The organism is Arthrobacter sp. Soc17.1.1.1 (assembly GCF_036867195.1).
Taxonomy (GTDB): Bacteria; Actinomycetota; Actinomycetes; order Actinomycetales; family Micrococcaceae; genus Arthrobacter_D.
This window is the reverse complement of sequence record NZ_JBAJII010000001.1, coordinates 2,215,639-2,233,489: the sequence shown is the minus strand read 5'-3', so window position 1 is coordinate 2,233,489 and position 17,851 is coordinate 2,215,639. Positions and strand designations below refer to the sequence as shown.

General features: G+C 65.8%; 20 protein-coding genes. 5 read left to right on the top strand and 15 right to left on the bottom strand.

From position 1 onward, the window contains the following. Window positions 1-4: 4 nt before the first annotated feature. From V6S67_RS10360 to V6S67_RS10340, 5 genes are all read left to right on the top strand, one after another. A complete protein-coding gene (locus tag V6S67_RS10360; protein ID WP_334210180.1) occupies window positions 5-439 on the top strand; it encodes a DUF4233 domain-containing protein in 435 nt (144 codons plus the stop codon). 75 nt (window positions 440-514) lie between these two features. Then, window positions 515-931 (top strand): nucleoside-diphosphate kinase, encoded by a 417-nt coding sequence (gene ndk / locus V6S67_RS10355; RefSeq protein ID WP_334210179.1) that lies wholly within the window; start codon window positions 515-517, stop codon window positions 929-931. Window positions 932-999: 68 nt separating this feature from the next. Further along, window positions 1,000-1,965 (top strand): aldo/keto reductase, encoded by a 966-nt coding sequence (locus V6S67_RS10350; protein ID WP_334210178.1) that lies wholly within the window; start codon window positions 1,000-1,002, stop codon window positions 1,963-1,965. Window positions 1,966-2,037: 72 nt separating this feature from the next. Further along, window positions 2,038-2,232, top strand: coding sequence for a hypothetical protein (locus tag V6S67_RS10345; RefSeq protein WP_334210177.1), 195 nt, complete (start codon window positions 2,038-2,040; stop codon window positions 2,230-2,232). Between the two features lie 111 nt (window positions 2,233-2,343). Then, window positions 2,344-3,459, top strand: coding sequence for a hypothetical protein (locus V6S67_RS10340; RefSeq protein ID WP_334210176.1), 1,116 nt, complete (start codon window positions 2,344-2,346; stop codon window positions 3,457-3,459). Between the two features lie 367 nt (window positions 3,460-3,826). Here the strand turns inward: V6S67_RS10340 and V6S67_RS10335 are convergent, their stop codons facing one another. The 15 genes from V6S67_RS10335 to urtA form a co-directional block, all read right to left on the bottom strand. Further along, window positions 3,827-4,651 (bottom strand): urease accessory protein UreD, encoded by an 825-nt coding sequence (locus V6S67_RS10335; RefSeq protein WP_334210175.1) that lies wholly within the window; start codon window positions 4,649-4,651, stop codon window positions 3,827-3,829. Window positions 4,652-4,704: 53 nt separating this feature from the next. After that, window positions 4,705-5,319 (bottom strand): urease accessory protein UreG, encoded by a 615-nt coding sequence (gene ureG, locus V6S67_RS10330; protein ID WP_334210174.1) that lies wholly within the window; start codon window positions 5,317-5,319, stop codon window positions 4,705-4,707. 25 nt (window positions 5,320-5,344) lie between these two features. After that, window positions 5,345-6,064 carry an urease accessory protein UreF gene (locus V6S67_RS10325; RefSeq protein WP_334210173.1) on the bottom strand — a complete coding sequence of 240 codons (720 nt, stop codon included), beginning with the start codon at window positions 6,062-6,064 and terminating at the stop codon, window positions 5,345-5,347. After that, entirely contained in the window at window positions 6,045-6,530 is a 486-nt protein-coding gene (ureE, locus tag V6S67_RS10320) for an urease accessory protein UreE (RefSeq protein WP_334210172.1), read from the bottom strand. Before ureE ends, V6S67_RS10325 begins: the two co-directional genes overlap by 20 nt. Window positions 6,531-6,540: 10 nt before the next feature. Next, a complete protein-coding gene (gene ureC / locus V6S67_RS10315) occupies window positions 6,541-8,262 on the bottom strand; it encodes an urease subunit alpha (protein ID WP_334210171.1) in 1,722 nt (573 codons plus the stop codon). Continuing rightward, on the bottom strand, window positions 8,259-8,609 hold the full coding sequence (locus tag V6S67_RS10310) for an urease subunit beta (RefSeq protein ID WP_334210170.1): 351 nt from the start codon (window positions 8,607-8,609) through the stop codon (window positions 8,259-8,261). The genes ureC and V6S67_RS10310 overlap by 4 nt, the downstream gene beginning before the upstream one ends. Continuing rightward, on the bottom strand, window positions 8,606-8,917 hold the full coding sequence (locus V6S67_RS10305; protein ID WP_334210169.1) for an urease subunit gamma: 312 nt from the start codon (window positions 8,915-8,917) through the stop codon (window positions 8,606-8,608). Before V6S67_RS10305 ends, V6S67_RS10310 begins: the two co-directional genes overlap by 4 nt. 266 nt (window positions 8,918-9,183) lie before the next feature. After that, window positions 9,184-9,771 carry a TetR/AcrR family transcriptional regulator gene (locus V6S67_RS10300; protein ID WP_334210168.1) on the bottom strand — a complete coding sequence of 196 codons (588 nt, stop codon included), beginning with the start codon at window positions 9,769-9,771 and terminating at the stop codon, window positions 9,184-9,186. Next, entirely contained in the window at window positions 9,771-10,349 is a 579-nt protein-coding gene (locus tag V6S67_RS10295) for a TetR/AcrR family transcriptional regulator (protein WP_334210167.1), read from the bottom strand. Before V6S67_RS10295 ends, V6S67_RS10300 begins: the two co-directional genes overlap by 1 nt. Beyond that, on the bottom strand, window positions 10,349-12,085 hold the full coding sequence (locus tag V6S67_RS10290; protein ID WP_334210166.1) for a purine-cytosine permease family protein: 1,737 nt from the start codon (window positions 12,083-12,085) through the stop codon (window positions 10,349-10,351). The genes V6S67_RS10295 and V6S67_RS10290 overlap by 1 nt, the downstream gene beginning before the upstream one ends. Before the next feature lie 89 nt (window positions 12,086-12,174). Then, window positions 12,175-12,858: an ATP-binding cassette domain-containing protein gene (locus V6S67_RS10285; RefSeq protein ID WP_334210165.1), complete on the bottom strand. Its 684-nt coding sequence runs from the start codon at window positions 12,856-12,858 to the stop codon at window positions 12,175-12,177. A gap of 1 nt (window position 12,859) precedes the next feature. Then, the gene (gene urtD / locus V6S67_RS10280; RefSeq protein WP_334210164.1) at window positions 12,860-13,693 is read right to left on the bottom strand and encodes an urea ABC transporter ATP-binding protein UrtD; all 834 of its coding nucleotides are present in this window, start codon (window positions 13,691-13,693) and stop codon (window positions 12,860-12,862) included. Continuing rightward, window positions 13,690-14,793, bottom strand: coding sequence for an urea ABC transporter permease subunit UrtC (gene urtC / locus V6S67_RS10275; protein WP_334210163.1), 1,104 nt, complete (start codon window positions 14,791-14,793; stop codon window positions 13,690-13,692). Before urtC ends, urtD begins: the two co-directional genes overlap by 4 nt. Continuing rightward, window positions 14,790-15,674 carry an urea ABC transporter permease subunit UrtB gene (gene urtB / locus V6S67_RS10270; protein ID WP_334210162.1) on the bottom strand — a complete coding sequence of 295 codons (885 nt, stop codon included), beginning with the start codon at window positions 15,672-15,674 and terminating at the stop codon, window positions 14,790-14,792. The genes urtC and urtB overlap by 4 nt, the downstream gene beginning before the upstream one ends. 98 nt (window positions 15,675-15,772) lie before the next feature. Next, window positions 15,773-17,080: an urea ABC transporter substrate-binding protein gene (urtA, locus tag V6S67_RS10265; protein ID WP_334210161.1), complete on the bottom strand. Its 1,308-nt coding sequence runs from the start codon at window positions 17,078-17,080 to the stop codon at window positions 15,773-15,775. Window positions 17,081-17,851 lie beyond the last annotated feature (771 nt).

Sequence of the window (17,851 nt, the reverse complement as noted above, 5' to 3'; positions counted from 1 at the left end):
GAGCATGGCTCGACGCATGACGAAGGCGCAGCGGGAGTGGCGGCCCGGGATGCCGAAGAAGCGCAGGTCCACGAAGATCATGTTCGCCTCGACCGTGCTGCTGCTCGAGGCGTTCGTGGTGTTCTTCGCGACGCTCGCGGTCTTCGGTCTGCGCCGCGACGAGATCTCGCCCGCCCTCATCCTGACCTCCGGGCTGATCCTCAGCGTGCTGCTGGTCCTGACCTGCGCCGTCCTGACGAAACGGTGGGGGATCGCGGTGGGCTGGGTGCTGCAGCTCGTGATCATCGCGGGCGGCTTCCTGGAGCCCACCATGTTCGTCGTCGGGCTCGCGTTCGCGCTCACCTGGCTCTACGGCCTGCGCCAGGGCCGGCGGGTGGACCGCGAGAACGCCGAGCGGGACCGCCTGCAGGCCGAGTGGGAGAAGGCGAATCCGGAGTAGCGGCGGCTTTAGTAGAGTCGGACCCGATACTGATCCGCTGCGCCGTCCAGCACGGCGCCCCCTGAAGGAGATCCCATGAGCGTTGAGCGAACCCTTGTCCTCGTCAAGCCCGACGGCGTAGCCCGCGGCCTGACCGGCACCATCCTGTCCCGCATCGAGGCGAAGGGCTACACCATCGCCGAACTCAAGCAGGTCCACGCCACCCGCGAGCTGCTCGAGGAGCACTACGCCGAGCACGTCGGCAAGCCGTTCTTCGAGCCGCTCGTGGAGTTCATGCTCAGCGGACCCGTCGTCGCCGCGATCTTCGAGGGCCAGCGCGTCATCGAGGGTTTCCGCTCCCTCGCCGGCGCCACGGAGCCCACGACGGCGGCGCCCGGCACCATCCGGGGCGACTTCGGCCGCGACTGGGGCGTGAAGGTGCAGCAGAACCTCGTGCACGGGTCCGACTCCGCGGAGTCCGCCGACCGCGAGATCGGCATCTGGTTCGCCTGAGAATTCCAGCGGATCAATGGTTGCCCCGGGTCGTGTGCCCGGGGCAACCGTCTTGGTAGGTTAGGGCCATGATGACCTATCAAAGACTGGGCACCTCCGGGCTCAGCGTTTCCACCGTCGGGCTCGGCTGCAACAACCTGGGCAGGGCCGGCACCACCTCCGAGTCGCAGGAGGGCACCGACGCCGTGGTGCATGCGGCGATCGACGCCGGCATCACGCTCTTCGACGTCGCCGACATGTACGGCAAGGAGCCCGGCGTCAGCGAGGTCCAGCTGGGCAAGGCGCTGGGCAGCCGGCGCGACGACGTCGTGCTCGCCACGAAGTTCGGCCTGGACATGGCCGGCGCGAACGGACCCGACTGGGGTGCACGCGGCTCGCGCCGCTACATCGTCCGGGCGGCAGAGGCGTCCCTCCGGCGCCTCGGGACCGACTGGATCGACTTGTACCAGTACCACGCTCCGGACACCCTCACGCCCGTCGAGGAGACCCTCGCGGCCCTCGACGACCTCGTCACGAGCGGGAAGGTCCGCTACCTGGGGCACTCCAACTTCGCGGGCTGGCAGCTCGCCGAGGCGGAGTTCACAGCGCGCAGCGGCGGCTACACGCCCTTCATCTCGGCGCAGAACCCCTACAGCCTGCTGGACCGGCGGCTGGAACGCGAGGTCGTGCCTGCCGCGGAGGCCTACGGTCTCGGCATCCTGCCGTACTTCCCCCTCGCCAACGGCCTCCTGACCGGCAAGTACCGCCGCAACGAGGTGCCGGCCGGCAGCAGGCTCACGCACTCCCGCAAGAACGTGCTGGAGACCGCGGACTGGGACCAGCTCGAGGCGTTCTCGGCGTTCGCCCGCGAACGGGACCTGACCGAGGTGCAGGTGGCGTTCTCGTGGCTCGCGGCCCAGCCATCGGTCGGATCCGTCATCGCGGGCGCCACCTCGCCCGAGCAGGTGCGCCAGAACGCGGCGGCTGCCGCCTGGTCGCCGTCGGACGAGGATCTCGCGGAACTGGACCGGATCTTCCCCAGCCCCGCCGCCTGACCCGAATCGGCAGGCCGGGCGTCCTGGCGCCGCATCCCCACTCTCCACTCCCGTGTGCAGAGGAGAGTGGGGATGATCGGTGGGCACGGCTCAGGCGTCCGCCCGGCAGGGCGGCGTCATTGTGGAGAACGGTACGGACTGAGAGGGTTCTCGAAGACTTCGACCGTTGTTCTCGGCGATGGAGCAGTCTGGGCGTTCATCGCCACCACGGCCTTCCGGGCCTGGGTGGTCGTCGGCATCGCCCTGGTCGCGTTCATCGCGGCTTGATCCTCGGGTCGAAGGACCGTCACTGCGGGTTCAGCCCCGCTCACTGGCGCGACGGTCATGCGGCGGTCAACCGTGCGAACATCGCCGCGGTGTTCAAGGACACGCTCCGAAATGCCGCTGCTCACGCAGTCGGTGCCGCTGAGCAACCGGGAGCAGGAACAGCTCGCGGCATGGCAGGACCCGCCCGCCTGGAACCGAGCAGGCGACGAAGCGATGCGGTACACCAACGACGACGTGTTCCGCCGCACCGACCAGTCGTTCACGGACAACGAGCTGGCCGCTTGGCTCGAGGACGACGACAACGCCGCCTGGTACAACGACGACCGGACCACGCAGCCCCCTGGCCTGTCCTTCCGATTCCATCGCGTCATCGCGGACAACATCGGCCCGGTACGGAAGGATGTATCCATGAAACTGACTGCACCGGCGAGCGTCCCGGCGCGCACGAGCATCTTGAGCCACATGAACACGTTGGCGCGAGGCGAGGAACTCAATGAGTCGTACTGGATCTTCGAGCAGGACAGCGATTCCGAGCACTGGACCTCTTTCCTCGACTTCCTGCGGGTCCTAGGGAAAGAACCGACACTGACGCCTTCCTTCACGAATGCCGAGATCGCTGGAGCTGAATGGTGCGAGTGGATCACTGAGTGGAATCACGGATACCCGCAACCCGAGCACGACTTCAACTACCGTAAGCTCACCTACGACCTTTCGGGCGCTTGTTCGGTTTGCAGCAGAGGTTTCCTTCAAAACGCTCCTTATCGGATGAGGAACGAGCCGCGATGGGGCCGACGATCGGTTTTGCAGATGTTCTGGGTTTACGACGCCTGGTTCGTGAAACCCGAGGTCTACGAATCGGTCTTCAAGCGGTTCGGAGTCGCAAGCCGGGTGGTGCTCCGCAAAGGCGGTGAGCCACTAACCAACGTGGTGCAGCTCGTCGTCGACGAGATCGTGCCCGTCAACGAGTACCGCACCGCCGGCGAGTTCTGCGACATATGCGGCCACTTCAAGCTGCACGCTGCACAGGCTGGCTACTCGCCTCTGCCCGCGGTGCGACCCGAGGGGCCCTTGGCACACAGTGAGGCCTGGTATGGCTCGGGGGGCATGGCTTTCAGGCTCACCTTCATGCGTCAGGACCTCGTTGCTGCGGTCCGGGCTGCTGGCCTTCGAGGCACCAGCTTCCAGGCCTGCAAAGATGAGGACTGGACGCCAATTCGCTACGAATAGGTGTGGGTTCACTGCACCACCTACACACAACCACCAAGTAGCATTCGACCACTCCGATTCTAGATCTCGCTGAAGCGCCAAAAATTGACCTTTCGTCAACTGGCCTCCTGCGGCCGTCCAGACCTGTCGGAGCCACCCCGAGGACTACACGATCGGCTTTGACCCTGCGCTGAGGAGCGTATGGCCACCGATCACCGGCACGGAGGTCGACTGGCCCTTTTGGGCCTGCGCTCGATCGTCGATCCTCCTGTGACCCGCAGTGAGTTCAGACCTCCCGAGCTCGTATCGTCCGGCTAGCCCTGATCGAGCTTTCCTTCCGGTGCAGTCGCAGGCTGTTATCTTCGTCTTTCGCCCCTTGTGGGGCGACTCAGTACTTTCGCAGGTCCCACGAGCTCGGCGCGTTGCCGGGCCATGCTTCGGCACGGATGACGCTCCCGACCTGCCGGATCAGTTCGGTGAGCGTCCCGGTGTCCTGTCCCAGGGCGCGGAGCACCAGGCCCGGACGGCTGAGCAGCGAGGCGCCGACGTGGACTCCAGCGAAGCCGTCCACGAGTTCGCGGATGAGGTCGAGGCAGCGCCGGTCTACGCCGGGGCCGGCGACGACCACGGACGCACAGTGGCTGCGGCCCTCGAGCCAGCCCAGATCCCGCGGATCCGTTGTGCCTGGACGCAGCACGAGGTTGTCCCAGAGCAGCGGGGTCCCGCCGCACCGGATGATGGTTTGCAGCCGGACTTCCTGGTACGTGAAGGGCTCTGCGTCCGGCGACCAGCCAGGGGTTATCACTTCCGCTGCGAAGTAGCAGGCTTCCGGGTGCAGGTCGACGTCGGTCCGCTGGACGAACTGTGCGTCGCGGTAGGCAATGAGCTGATCCGGCACGCTTTCCAGCAGGGCCCCAGCGGCCAGCCTGACTTTGGTGTGCTGACGGGCCGGGCCCTGTGGCGTCCGGTAGATCTTCGTCGCCGACTGCGTGGTGAGCAGTGCGGACGAGCCCGGTCCGCCGTCGTACTCGACCACGTAACGATCGGCACCGAGGAATCCGCCGCCGGGATTGACGACCGTGATGAGGGCTTGCCCCGACGCATCCTGGTAGTGCGGGCGAAGGACACGCAGCGCCCCCGAGGAGAACTGCTCCGCGGCGACCGTCCGGCCGTCGGCCCGCCTGGCCGTGCGCAACTGCAGTCTGCCCGTCAAGGACGGCTCTGCCTCCTGTGTGATCTGCGCAGTGGCGGACGCGGACGGGGACGTCACGCGAGGTCGAGCAGGAGGACGTCCGTGCGGATCCAGTCGAGCACGCTGTCGAGGCCCTCGTCCGTCCGGAGGTTGGTGAAACAGAACGGACGGGACCCGCGAAAGACCCTCGAATCGGCTTCCATCACGCCGAGGTCGGCCCCGACGTGCGGTGCGAGGTCCGTCTTGTTGATGACGAAGAGGTCCGACTTGATCATGCCCTGGCCGGCCTTGCGTGGGATCTTCTCTCCCTGGGCGACGTCGATGATGTAGATGGAGAAGTCGGCCAACTCCGGGCTGAAGGTTGCCGAGAGGTTGTCTCCGCCGGATTCCACGAAGATGATCTGCAGGTCCGGGTGGCGTTCCTTGAGTTCATCGATCGCCGCTTCGTTCATGGAGGTGTCCTCGCGGATCGCGGTGTGCGGACAGCCGCCGGTCTCGACGCCGATGATGCGGTCCTCGGGCAGAACCGAATTGGCGGCGAGGATCCGCGCATCCTCGATGGTGTAGATGTCATTGGTTATCGCGGCCATGGATACCTCGGCGCTCATCGCCCTGGTGATCCGCTCGACCAGTTGTGTCTTTCCGGCGCCGACCGGTCCGCCGATGCCGATGATGATGGGGGTGCTCATAGTGGGGCTTCCTCTTCTTCTTGTCTCAGCTCATGAACATGCGTGCGCGCAGGTGCTCGTGGCGCATCTGCGCGATCTCCAGTCCCGGCGCGGTGGTGCCGAAATCGTCGTCGCCCAGCTCGAGGGCCCGACGTGCGGCCACACTGACAGGTGCGCGCAAGCCGGCAAGGACCCGCTGGCCCGCCAACTGTCCGAGCGGTACGCCGCGCACCGCGTTCTGCACCAGGGACGTCACCGAGCCCATCAAGTAGGTCTGCAGGAGCGGCAGCAGAGCGATGCCTGCGGCCTGTCCGGCGAGGGCGAAGACCAGGCAGTAGTGCCGCGGCCAACCGCCCCGGGGTGCGGCGGCCGAGGGCAGGAGCTCGGGTACGATCCGCGCGAGTTGCCTACCCATCTTGTGGCTGGCGGCGCGCACCTGCACCGGGACGACGGCGGCATCGAGCAGGACATCCAGCTCGCCCGATGCGCTGCGGCCCTCATAGACCCAGCGCATTGCGAGGGCGTCCGTGCAGGTCAGCTGGGTGTGCAGATAAGCGAGGAGCCACTGGCGGAGCTCCTCCTCGCCGCCGATCGTGCCGTCGGCGAGGTAGCTCTCCAGTCCGTAGGAGTGGCTGAACGCACCCGTGGGGAGGGCCGAGTCCCCGAGTTGCAGCAGCAGGTTGAGGTGCGCGGCTGAATCTGCGCCCTCGCCTGTGGCCGTGGCTGGGGCGGATTCCGCCGTCGTCCTAATGGGTGTGCTCGGCATGGCGGAAGGGTACCGGCATGACCCGTTCTTTCCGTTCGTAGGTGACGCCGTGGGCATCGAGGAAGCTTTCGACCGTGTGGTCGTACTGCACCACCATGACGGCGGAACCCTCGTCGCCGTCTGCTTCGAGGAACTGGGCCTGCAGGTGCCGGTTGCCCAGCGAGTGCGCCGTGAAGAGTGCCTGCCCGATGTCGGCGGGTTTGATGATCAGGACGTCGGTGGGCAGGACCGAGACCATCACCAAGTTGGTCTCCTCACGGAGGAGGACATCTCCGTCGCGCAGGTCGCTGCTGCCGGCGGGCAAACGCAGCCCGAGCTCCCGACCGTGGTCGGTGGAGAACCGCTGGATCCGCTTGGTGAGCTCCGCGCCCGGCAGCACCACCTTCTCGCGGTGCAGGTTCTTCAGCTCCTCAGCGGTTTCCGGGTCGAGGTCATGCAGGTTGAACAGTACGGATTCCACGATCATGGTCTGGCTCCTAGAAGAGAAAGTAGCGCTGGGCCATCGGCAGCTCGGTCACGGGCTCGCACGTGGCTTCGACTCCGTCGACCTCGACCCGGTAGGTCTGGGGATCGACACGGATGTCTGGCGTTTCCGCGTTCAGGACCAAGTCCTGCTTCCGCACGTCCCGGCAACCGGAAACCGCCCTGATGCGCCGACGCAGGCCCAATGACGTCGGTACGCCGGCGTCGATCGCCGCCTGTGGCAGGAAGGTGATACAGGCGTCGGCCAACGCGGTGCCGTAGGCGGCGAAGGCCGGCCGCAGGGTCTGTGGCTGAGGCGTCGGAATCGACGCGTTGGGATCACCCATGACGGAATTGATGATCTGACCGCCCTTGATCACCAGGTCGGGCTTCACCCCGAAGAACGCCGGATCCCAGAGCACCAGGTCGGCGAACTTACCCGGTTCCACTGACCCGACACTGTCCGCGATGCCCTGGGCCAGAGCCGGGTTGATCGTGTACTTCGCCACGTAGCGTCGGATCCGGAAGTTGTCGTTCGCCTCTGCGTCCGGGCCCTCCTGGCCGATCGGTCCGCGGCGGTCCTTCATGACAGAGGCCAGCTGCCAGGTACGGGTGATCACCTCGCCGACCCTTCCCATCGCCTGGGAGTCGGAGGACATGATCGAGAAGACGCCGAGGTCATGCAGGACGTCCTCAGCGGCGATGGTTTCAGGGCGGATCCGGGAATCCGCGAAAGCGACGTCCTCGGGGATGTCGGGGTTGAGGTGATGGCAGACCATCAACATATCGAGGTGTTCCTCGGCCGTGTTGCGGGTGAACGGGATGGTCGGATTGGTCGAGGCCGGAAGTACATTGTCCAGGCCGGCGATCGCGATGATGTCCGGGGCGTGTCCGCCTCCGGCTCCCTCGGTGTGGAAGGTGTGGATGACGCGGCCGTCAATTGCGGCAATGGTGTCCTCCAGGAAGCCGCACTCGTTGAGGGTGTCGGTGTGGATGGCCACCTGGACATCGAAGGCATCCGCGACGCGCAGCGAGGTGTCGATGGCAGCGTGGGTAGCACCCCAGTCCTCGTGGATCTTCAGTCCTATGGCTCCCGCCCTGATCTGCTCGGCGAGTGGTTCTTCTGCGCTCGCGTGACCTTTCCCGAGGAGGCCGATGTTCACCGGCAGGCCCTCCGCCGCCTGCAGCATGCGGCTGATGTGCCACGCACCGGGAGTGACAGTGGTGGCCTTGGTGCCCTCGGCGGGGCCGGTACCGCCGCCGATCATGGTGGTGATCCCGCTGGCCAGGGCAGTGGGAACCTGCGCGGGTGAAATGAAGTGGATATGCGTATCGATGCCGCCGGCGGTGAGGATCTTCCGCTCGCCGGCGATGATCTCCGTGTTCACGCCGATCGTGATATCCACGCCGTCCTGCACGTCCGGGTTCCCGGCCTTGCCGATCGCCAGGATGTGGCCGTCGCGCAGTGCCACGTCGCCCTTCACGATGCCGCCGTGGTCGATGATGACGACATTGGTGATGACCGTGTCCGGGATACCGTCGCTTCGCACGGAGTGCCCGTTGTGTCCCATGCCGTCCCGGATGGTCTTGCCGCCGCCGAACACGGCTTCCTCACCGTACGTGGTGAGGTCCTGCTCGATCTCGAGGAACAGGGAAGTATCGGCCAGCCGGATTCTGTCGCCGGTGGTCGGTCCGTAGAGGTCCGCGTACTGCTGCCGGGAGATCTCGAAGCTCATGCCGTGTCCCTTCCTGCATCCTTCGCTGCATCCGAGTCCGGATCCAGCGGGCCGTTCACGAGATTCCGCAGTCCGTGTACCTGCCGGTGCCCACCGATCGGGATCAGCCGGACCTGGCGCCGGTCTCCGGGCTCGAAGCGGGCGGCAGTTCCGGACGGTATGTCCAGGCGGTACCCGTGTGCGGCGTCCCGGTCGAAGCTCAACGCCGCGTTGGCCTCGGCGAAGTGGAAGTGCGAGCCCACCTGGACCGGGCGGTCACCGGTGTTGACGACATCGAGTTCGAGGGGGGTGCGCCCGGCATTGATGGACACCATGCCATCCCGTAACCGGTACTCACCGGGGATCATGAATCGATCCTGATGGGGTTGTGGACGGTGACGAGCTTGGTGCCGTCGGGGAAGGTCGCCTCGATCTGCACGTCGTGGATCATTTCCGGAACCCCTTCCATGACGTCGTCGAGGGTGAGGATGGTGATCCCGTAGGACATCAGATCAGCGACCGAGCGACCGTCGCGTGCTCCCTCGAGCAGCTCATAGCTCAGGATGGCGACGGCCTCGGGGTAGTTGAGCTTCAGACCGCGAGATTGCCGGCGCCGCGCCAGATCGGCGGCCACCACGATCATGAGTTTTTCCTGCTCGCGGTCTGTAAGGCGCATACAGGCATCGTAGGGATACAACGTTTCTGCTGTGTTTCGACAGAGAGGTCAGCGGCCGGTGAGGACGGTAGGACGCTCCTCGTACCGTGCGAGCTTCCACTCCGCCACTGCTCCGAGCCATGCGACCAGGAAGGCCCCGACGCAAGGTCCCGGCGACAGTGGAGAAGAATCTCCGGGCAGGCTGGTCGAACGCCCATCGTCCTCGGTCTGATCGACGAGTGCGCTGCTTCTCGTGACGACGTGCTGCGGACGATCGCCGGTCGCGGTCAGCCCACGCGTTCGCGGATCGGGTCGAGCACGGCCTCCGCGGCCCAGGCCGCCGCATCCGCGATGTCCCGGCGGTTCATGCCGAACTCTCGATGCAGAACGACCCAGGTGGCGGCCGAGTCGATGTGCGAGAGCGCCGCGACAATGGCTCTCCGGTCGACGTCGTCGAGGGTGGGAACCTCGCGGCGCAGCATCTCGTCGAGGTACTCCCGTCGGGGCGAGGGTGCCGCGCCTCTCACGCCGCGCATCGTCGTTTCGGCGACGACGTGGGCGAGCTCGGGCTTCTGGTCATAGGTCTCCATGGCCTCCCGGATGGCGAGGGGCATGTCGAAGACGGACGGTGAATCTTCGCGGACGAAAATGGTCTGCTCGATCCATGCCGCCGTCGCCACCAGCAGGTCGATGCGGGTCGCGTAGTTGCGGAAGATTGTCCGCTCACCCACCCCGGCACGACGTGCGATCAGCCGGAACGGCACGTCGTCGGTGCCGAGCTCATCGATCAGCTCAGCATATGCGGCAAGAATTGCCACCTGGGTGCGATTGGGATCGGCACCCGGGGCATCGTCCTCCGCAGGCGGATCGGACATCAGCGGCGCCGGGCCTTCACGTCGTGCGTCCCGGTGGGCAGGTCGTCGAGGGCCTGCATGACGGTGCGCTCGAAGACCTCCGAGATCTCCAGCGCGTCCATGTCGAATCCGCTGCGCATCCGCGCCCAGAATTGCGCCGCGGCGAAGTAGCGCAGTGCAGCCGCTACGCGATGCAGGTCGCGGGTGTTCAACGACGGATGTGCGGTCTCGAGCATCGCGAGGATGGTACGCGTGAAGAATGTGGGCTCCGGCTGACCGGTCGGCGAGAGGGACGCCGCGCGTGCGCAGACGAAGGCGAACGCCGGCGCCTCATCGAAGGCGCGGAACCGAGCCTTCGCCGCGTCGATGAATTCGGGGATGGTGACGAAGGCGCCGAGCGGGAACTCGGTTTCCTCGAGCCGCTGCCCGAGCGCCTCCAGCAGATGAGACCGTGTCGGGAAATGCCGATAGACCGTGCGCTCGGAGACGCCGACGGCGTCGCCGAGAGCACGATACGAGATGTCGTCGAACGGGTGCTCTCGCAGGGAGGCCGTTGCGCAGTCGAGGATCGCGGTTGGTGTGTGGACGGTCTCCGCCATCACGATCCTCCTCCGTCAAAGCGCTTCGCTGCAGTGTCGTCTTTCCGGCGGAACATCCTCCGGCGCACCGGTGCCGGTTCCGCCGGAAGGACATACCGGTTGGATTTGTCGAGTGTCAGGGCCAGCGACGAGACGTACTGCGTCTCCCCGCGAGGACCGCGTTCCGCCGATGCCAGCATATCCGGACGCTCGAAGGTGTAGCCGGTGACATGGCACCGCAATCTCTCGCCGGACGGATTGCCCTCGGCGTCGAGGAGGGGAGAGGCGATACCGTCGGTCTGGCGACGACGGTAATAGCGGCCGCACGTGACGATCGCCATCACGGGTGTCATCACGAGGGCCACACCGATCGCGATGAGCACCGAGAACGGGCGGACCGCAGCACCGAAGAGGCCACCGAATGCCGCGAGGGACAACCCGGAAGCGAGCCCTACCGATACGAGACCCACAGGATTCCAGTCGAACAGCATCCCGCGCCGGAACTCGGGGAAGAGTGGAGAGAGCCGGAGGATGTGCTTGTTGATAGCGATGTCCGCGGCGATCGTCACGAGCCAGGCCATGACGACGTTCGCGTACAGGCTGAGCACGAACGAGATGAGGCTGAAGACGTCCATCCACATCAACCCCAGCGCGATCACGAGGTTGAAATACATGAAGACGGAGCGGCCCGGGTACGTCTTGGTGATGCGCGTGTACACGTTCGACCAGGCGAGGGAGCCCGAGTAGGCGTTCGTGACGTTGATCTTCACCTGGGCGGTGACGACGAGGATCAGCGCCAGTCCGATCGCCAGCCATTCGGGCATGAGCGCTGAGTAGAGACCCACGAACTGCCGAACGGGTTCGGCGGCGCGGATGCCGAGATCGGGAGCAGTGCGGGTGAGGAGGTAGACGGCGAGGAACACGCCGATGATCTGCTTGACCCCGCTGAAGAGCACCCATCCGGGGCCGGCGAACAGCAGCGACGTCCACCAGGCCCGGACGTTGCTGCGCGTGCGCGGCGGCATCGCACGGATGACGTCGATCTGCTCTGCGAGCTGCGGGGTCAGCGCGAAGCATACGGCGGCACTGGCGACGATCGCGCCCAGGTCGATCCCGCCGTCGGAGTTGCCCGTGAAGGAGGCGAACGCACGAACGGCCTCGGGGTCCGACACGACGACCCATACCAGGGGCAGGAGGGCGAGGGCGAGCCAGAGCGGCGTGGTCCAGTACTGCAACCGCTCGAGCGCCCGGATGCCGTAGATCACGATCGGGATGACGACGATCGTCGAGATCAGGTAACCCACGGGCAGGGGCAGACCTGTGGCCGCCTCGATACCCTGCGCCATGATCGCGCCCTCCAGGGCGAAGAAGATGCACGTGAAGATCGCGAAGATGACAGTGGTGATGGACGATCCGTAGTACCCGAACCCCGACCCCCGGGCGATGAGGTCGAGATCGAGGTTGTATCGCGCGGCGTAGTAGGCGATCGGCAGACCGACGAGGAAGATCGTGACGGAGGCGAGCAGGATGCCGAGCACGGCGTTGTTGGTGCCGTGCTCGATACCGATGCTGGCACCGATCGAGAAATCTGCGAGGAAGGCAATCGACCCGAGAGCCGTGATGCCGATCGAGCCGGCGCTCCACCGGCGGAAGGAGCGCGGGACGTAGCGGAAGGCGTAATCCTCCAGGCTGTCCTCAGCGGCTGCCCGCGCGTCGTCAGCCCTCGCCACCGTCGCTACCTTCAGGGCCTCGCGCATGCCCCATTGTTACGGATCGCATGTTTCGTCCGCATTGCGCCGAGCGTCGGCGCGGTCGTGAGGTGGCGGATCCGGCCGTCGCTCCGAGATCAGATCGCCATGGCTGCGCGCACGCCCTCGGCGGAGGAGAGTCCACCCTCGCCAGTGCTCGAGGTGAATCCGCTCGCGAGTACGAGATACTTGTCGGCAGCTTCGAGGGCGAACCCGATGTGCTGCTCGACGAGCAGTACGGAGAGGCCCTGGCTCGCGAGCTGCATCACCGAGTGCTCGATCTCGGCCACGATCGTCGGCTGGATCCCTTCTGTCGGTTCGTCGAGGATGAGCAGTTTGGGTTCGGTGATGAGCGCCCGGGCGATCGCGAGCTGCTGACGCTGCCCACCCGAGAGCAGGCCCGCCTTCCGGGTGGCGAATTTCTCCAGGGCTGGGAAGCGCGAAAGCTGCTGCTCGATGAGTGCCTTCCCGTTCTTGCGCCCATCGGCGACGAGCTGAAGGTTCTCCATGGTTGTCAGCTGCGTGAAGCACTGTTGGCCCTGAGGCACGTAGGCCATGCCGCGGGCGACCCGCTTGTTGGGGGCGAGGGACGTGATGTCGTCTCCGTCGAAGATCACCCGGCCGCTACGCGGCCTGATGAGTCCGATCGCGACCCGCAGCAGGGTGGATTTCCCGGCGCCGTTGTGGCCGAGCACGGCGACCACGTCGGCGCTGGGCAGTGTCACGCCGTGCAGCACGAGTGTTCGGTCGTAGCCGGCCTCGATGTCGTTCATCTCGAGCATGTCAGGCACCCTTCGTCTGAGTCGCGGAGGACGAAACACGATCGGCCAGCGCGGGGGACCCCTCGGGGACGGCCATCATCCCGGTGATCGTCGGCGCGGCCGCCGTGCCGAGGTAGACCTCCTGGACCCGAGAATCCGCCTGAACGTCCGCCACGGTGCCCTCAGAGAGCACTGTGCCCTGGTGCAGGACCGTGACACGCGACGCGTAGCGGCGCATGAAGTCCATGTCGTGCTCGACGACGAGGACGGTGCGGCGCGCGGCGATACGCTGCAGGAGCTCGCCCGTCGCAGTCCGCTCGTCCTGACTCATGCCCGCCACGGGTTCGTCGAGCAGAAGGGCTCGAGGGTCCTGCACGAGCATCATCCCGATCTCCAGCCACTGCTTCTGGCCGTGGGACAGGATGCCCGCGGGAGTCTCCCGCTCGCCGGCGAGCCCGATCTCCTCCAACGCCTCCTCGATCCGTGGATCGACACCGCGCCGGGCGCGGAGGAGGGAAAACGCCGAGCGGTACAATCCCGCCGCGATATCGAGGTTCTGCAGCACCGAGAGCTGCTCGAACACGCTCGCCGTCTGGAAGGTGCGGCCGACGCCCAACCGGACGATCTTGTTGACGGGCGTCCCCAGGAGCTCCTGATCGCCGAGCTTCACCGATCCGGTGCCTTTGGACAGACCGGTGATGGCATCGATGCAGGTCGTCTTGCCCGCGCCGTTCGGGCCGATGAGGAATCGCACCTCGCCGGGATGGGCGTCGAACGAGACCCCTCCAACGGCGACGAAACCGTCGAATTCGACGCGCAGGTCGGTGACGATCAGTGAACTGTTCGCGGTGGTCATCTCTTCACCTCATCGAGCTCGAGTACCGGGGCGTTCGCCCCCGTGGCCGGGGTCGCGCGGGAGTGGCGGAGGGCGCCCGTCGCCTTACCAAGGAGAGAGGACAGGCCCATGGGAAGGAAGAGCGTCACGAGGATGAAAACCAGTCCGAGGATGTAGACCCACCCGTCGGGCCAGCTGGAGCCGAGGCTCGACTGCCCCCATCCGATGGCCATCGCCCCGAGGGCCGGTCCGAAGAGCGAGGCGCGTCCGCCGAGAGCCACGCCGGCGATCATCAGGATCGAGGCGGAAGCTCCTATCTCCGCAGGAGTGATGATGCCGACGATCGGGACGAACATCGCTCCCGCGATGCTGGCCATCACGGCCGCGACCACGAACGCGACCAGCTTGATGTTGGCCGGATCGTACCCGAGGAACCGGACGCGTTCCTCGGCATCCCGCGTGGCGATGAGCAGTTCGCCGTAGCGGCTGCGGTTCAGCTGCCACACCGCCAGAAGGCACATGATGAGAAGCGCCGCCGCGATGAGAAAGACCATGATCTTGTTCGCCTCATCGTTCAGGACGAATCCGAAGAAGTACTGGAAGTCGCTGAGCCCTGTATCCCCTCCGGTCTCCCGGATCGTGGAGCTGACGAGTACCGCCAGAGCCACGGCGAGAGCCTGGGTCAGGATTGCGAAGTACGCGCCTTTCACCCGGCGCTTGAACAGCGCGTAGCCGAGGATCGACGCCACGAACACCGGCAGCACGATGATGGCTGCCACGGTGAAGATGCCGCTTCGGAACGGTTCCCAGAACGCGGGCAGCGGCGCCTGGGGGTCGTACAGGATCATGAAGACGGGAAGGCTGTCCGGCCCTGCGGTTTCCAGGGTCAGATGCATTGCCATGGCGTAGGCGCCGAGTCCGAAGAACACGCCCTGGCCCAGGACGAGCATTCCGCCGCGGCCCCAGGCCAGGCCGATCCCGACCGCCGCGATCGCCCAGCAGACGTATTTGCCGAGGTTGTTGATCCAGTGCAACGAGAGCACGGCGGGGGCGACGGCCAGAAGGAGGACGGCGAGCACCCCGATGCCGATGAGCGGGATCCATGGTCTGGTTTTCGTCATGTCAATCCTCTGGTACGGACGGTGAACAGGCCCTGTGGGCGGAACTGGAGGAAGACGACCACGAGCACGAAAGCGAGAACCTGCGCCATGCTTCCGGTGGTCCAGTCGGCGAAGAGGGCCAGAGCGACGCCCACGACCCAGGCCGCGATGACGGCGCCCTTGATCTGTCCGACGCCGCCTGCGACGACGACGAGGAATGCCGGGATGATGTACTGCGTACCCATCTGGGAGTTCGTGCCACCGATCAGGGATGCGGCGACCCCGGCGACTCCGGCGAGACCCGAGCCCACGAAGAAGGTGATGCGGTCGACGTTCCGGGTCTGGATGCCGCTGGTCTCGGCGAGGTCCCGGTTCTGGACGGTCGCCCGGATCCGACGCCCGAAGGAGGAGTACTTGAGTGACGCAGTCAGGGCGCTGAGGCACAGGACGGCGAGCACGATCGTGAACACCTGACGGGCCGGCCAGCCATAGCCGAGGACGTCGATCTGACCATCGAGCCAGGCCGGCTTCTCCACCGGGACGCCCTGAGCGGGAAAGATCTGCAGGGCTACCTGCTGGAGGATCAGACTCACACCGACTGTCACGAGGAGAGTATCGAGGGGCCGTCGGTACATCCATCGGATGATTCCGATCTCGAGGAGGAGGCCGAGGATGCCCGCGCCCACGAATGCCAGTGGCAGAGCCACGAGGATCGAGATGTTGGTGGAGGTGACGACGAGCTGGGTCAGGTAGGCGATGAATGCTCCGGCCATGATGAACTCGCCGTGTGCCATGTTGATCACCCCCATCTGGCCGAAGGTGAGGGTGAGCCCGAGCGCCGCGAGTAGCAGCAGGGCACCCTGCGCCGTGCCGTTGAGAAGCGGTGGTATCAGTACGTCCACGTGCTGTTGCTCTCTGTGGGAGGGGAAGGAATGGAAGAGACGCTCGGGTGGGGGCACCGTGGCCCGGCGGGTACGAGGCCCCCACCCAGACCGGGCCGTCAGCCCGCGGAGGCGACGAGTGCGTCGCGGACGTCGGGTGGGAACCAGTCGTACCCTTCGAGGTAGGGGTCGGGCTCGATCACGCTGTCCGACGACCAGACGATGTCGAACTGGTTGTCGGCGTTGATCCGGCCGATGTTGCCCGGCTTGGAGATGTGGTGGTTCTCCCCGTTCAGCGTGACGACACCCTCAGGCGCATCGACGGTGATCTCCTGCTCGAGAGCCGCTGCATTGATCGCGTCGACATCGAACGAGCCGGCTGCCTCGACCAGCGCCTTGTAGAGGTACAGCGAGATGTATGCCGCCTCCATCGGGTCACTCGTCACCCCGCTGTTACCGGGGTATGCCTGCCAGCGCTCGATGAAGTCCGGATTGTTGGGTGTGTCCATCGACTGGAAGTAGTTCCACGACGCGTAGTTGCCGGTGACCTCGTGGCCCATGGCCGGCGCCTCTTCCTCGGCGATGGAGACCGAGATGATCGGGGTTGTCTCCGGGGTGAGGCCGGCGTCGTAGTAGGCCTTGACGAAGCCGACGTTCGACGAACCGTTGATCGTGTTGAAGACGTAGTCCGGCTTCGCTTCGGCGATCTTCGCCACCTGGGTGGTCCAGTCGTCCTTCTCGAGGGGGACGTACTCTTCGCCGACGATCTCGATGCCGAGCTCGGCGGCGTAGAGCTTGATGATCGCGTTCGCGGTTCGCGGGAAGACGTAGTCGGACCCCGCCAGAAAGAGTGTCTCGACGCCTTCTGCAGCAAGGAAGTCCAACGCCGGGATGATCTGCTGGTTGGTCGTCGCGCCGGTGTAGTAGATGTTCGGAGACGACTCGAGGCCCTCGTACTGCACCGGATAGAAGAAGAGTCCGTTGTGCTCCTCGACGACCGGTTTGACGGCTTTGCGGGAGGATGAGGTCCAACCGCCGAAGATCGCGCCGACGCAGTCCTGGGTGAGCATCTTCTCGGTCTTCTCAGCGAAGGTCGGCCAGTCGGTGGCGCCGTCCTCCTGGACGTACTCGATCTGCTTGCCGAGGATGCCGCCATCGGCATTGATTTCATCGGCGGCCATGTGCAGGACGTTGGAGACGGTCTGCTCCGAGATCGCCATGCCGCCGGTCAGGGAGTTGAGGAAGCCGAGCTTGATCGTGTCACCCGATGTGTCGACGCAGCTCTCCGTCGCCACGGCGCCGGATGCGGACGGCGCAGGCGTGTCACCGGCGCGGGCGCCGCACCCGGCGAGAACGAGGGCGGCGACGGCCGCGAGTGCGGGAACGGCGAACAGACGGCGCCTCCGTCGAGTACCGGTCAGTGTCATGGTGGTCTCCAAGGGTCAGGAAGCAGGATGAGGTGTTCGAGGGATGAGCGGTGCGTTGTGCAGCTACGTCTGGAAGCACCGTCGCGCCGGACATCCGGATGCGCTGAGGATCGGCGTGCCGGGGGGACGGTGGACCGTGCTGAGTGGTGAGGCCATTCGTGGTGCAGGGATGGACCGGCAAGACGTGCGTCTCGATGCCGGATGGTGACGGGCTTCGAGAACCGGGGTGGTTCGGCTGAGGGTGATCGCCTACTGGTGCGGATGCTGTCAGCCTGACAGTGTGGCATTGCTCTGACATTTCCCGACTGTTCCGATCGTGTTAATCGCGCGGAGGGCGAATGCTCCAGATCCGCGCACCCACGGGGAACTACCGTCGCCGGCCCTGGATGATGGTCGTTCGAACTCTGCTTGAGGGTGTTCGCTCTGGCATAGTTCTGACATCATTCCGACGCTCATGTCGTGAAGACCCTGGATGCTGTGAGCGCAGGACGTCACTCATCGTGAGGGGCACCGCTGTAGGTCTGTGGACCGCGTGGAATATCTGCATCAGGTACCGGATGCGACGCGCCTTCAGTGCGCACTCGATCGCTCGGAGTAGCGGCGACCGGGCAGAGGGGGCTTGCGGCTCCAGCGCATACTGAACCCATGAGTCCTCTAGCGAGCACTGATGATCCGATCGTCCCCCTCGGTGCAGTGCCGAGGCCGACTGCGCGACGTGAGCAGTTCGGTCGACCCCTCAGTCCTCAGCACGAGCGCACGCCCGAGTGGGGC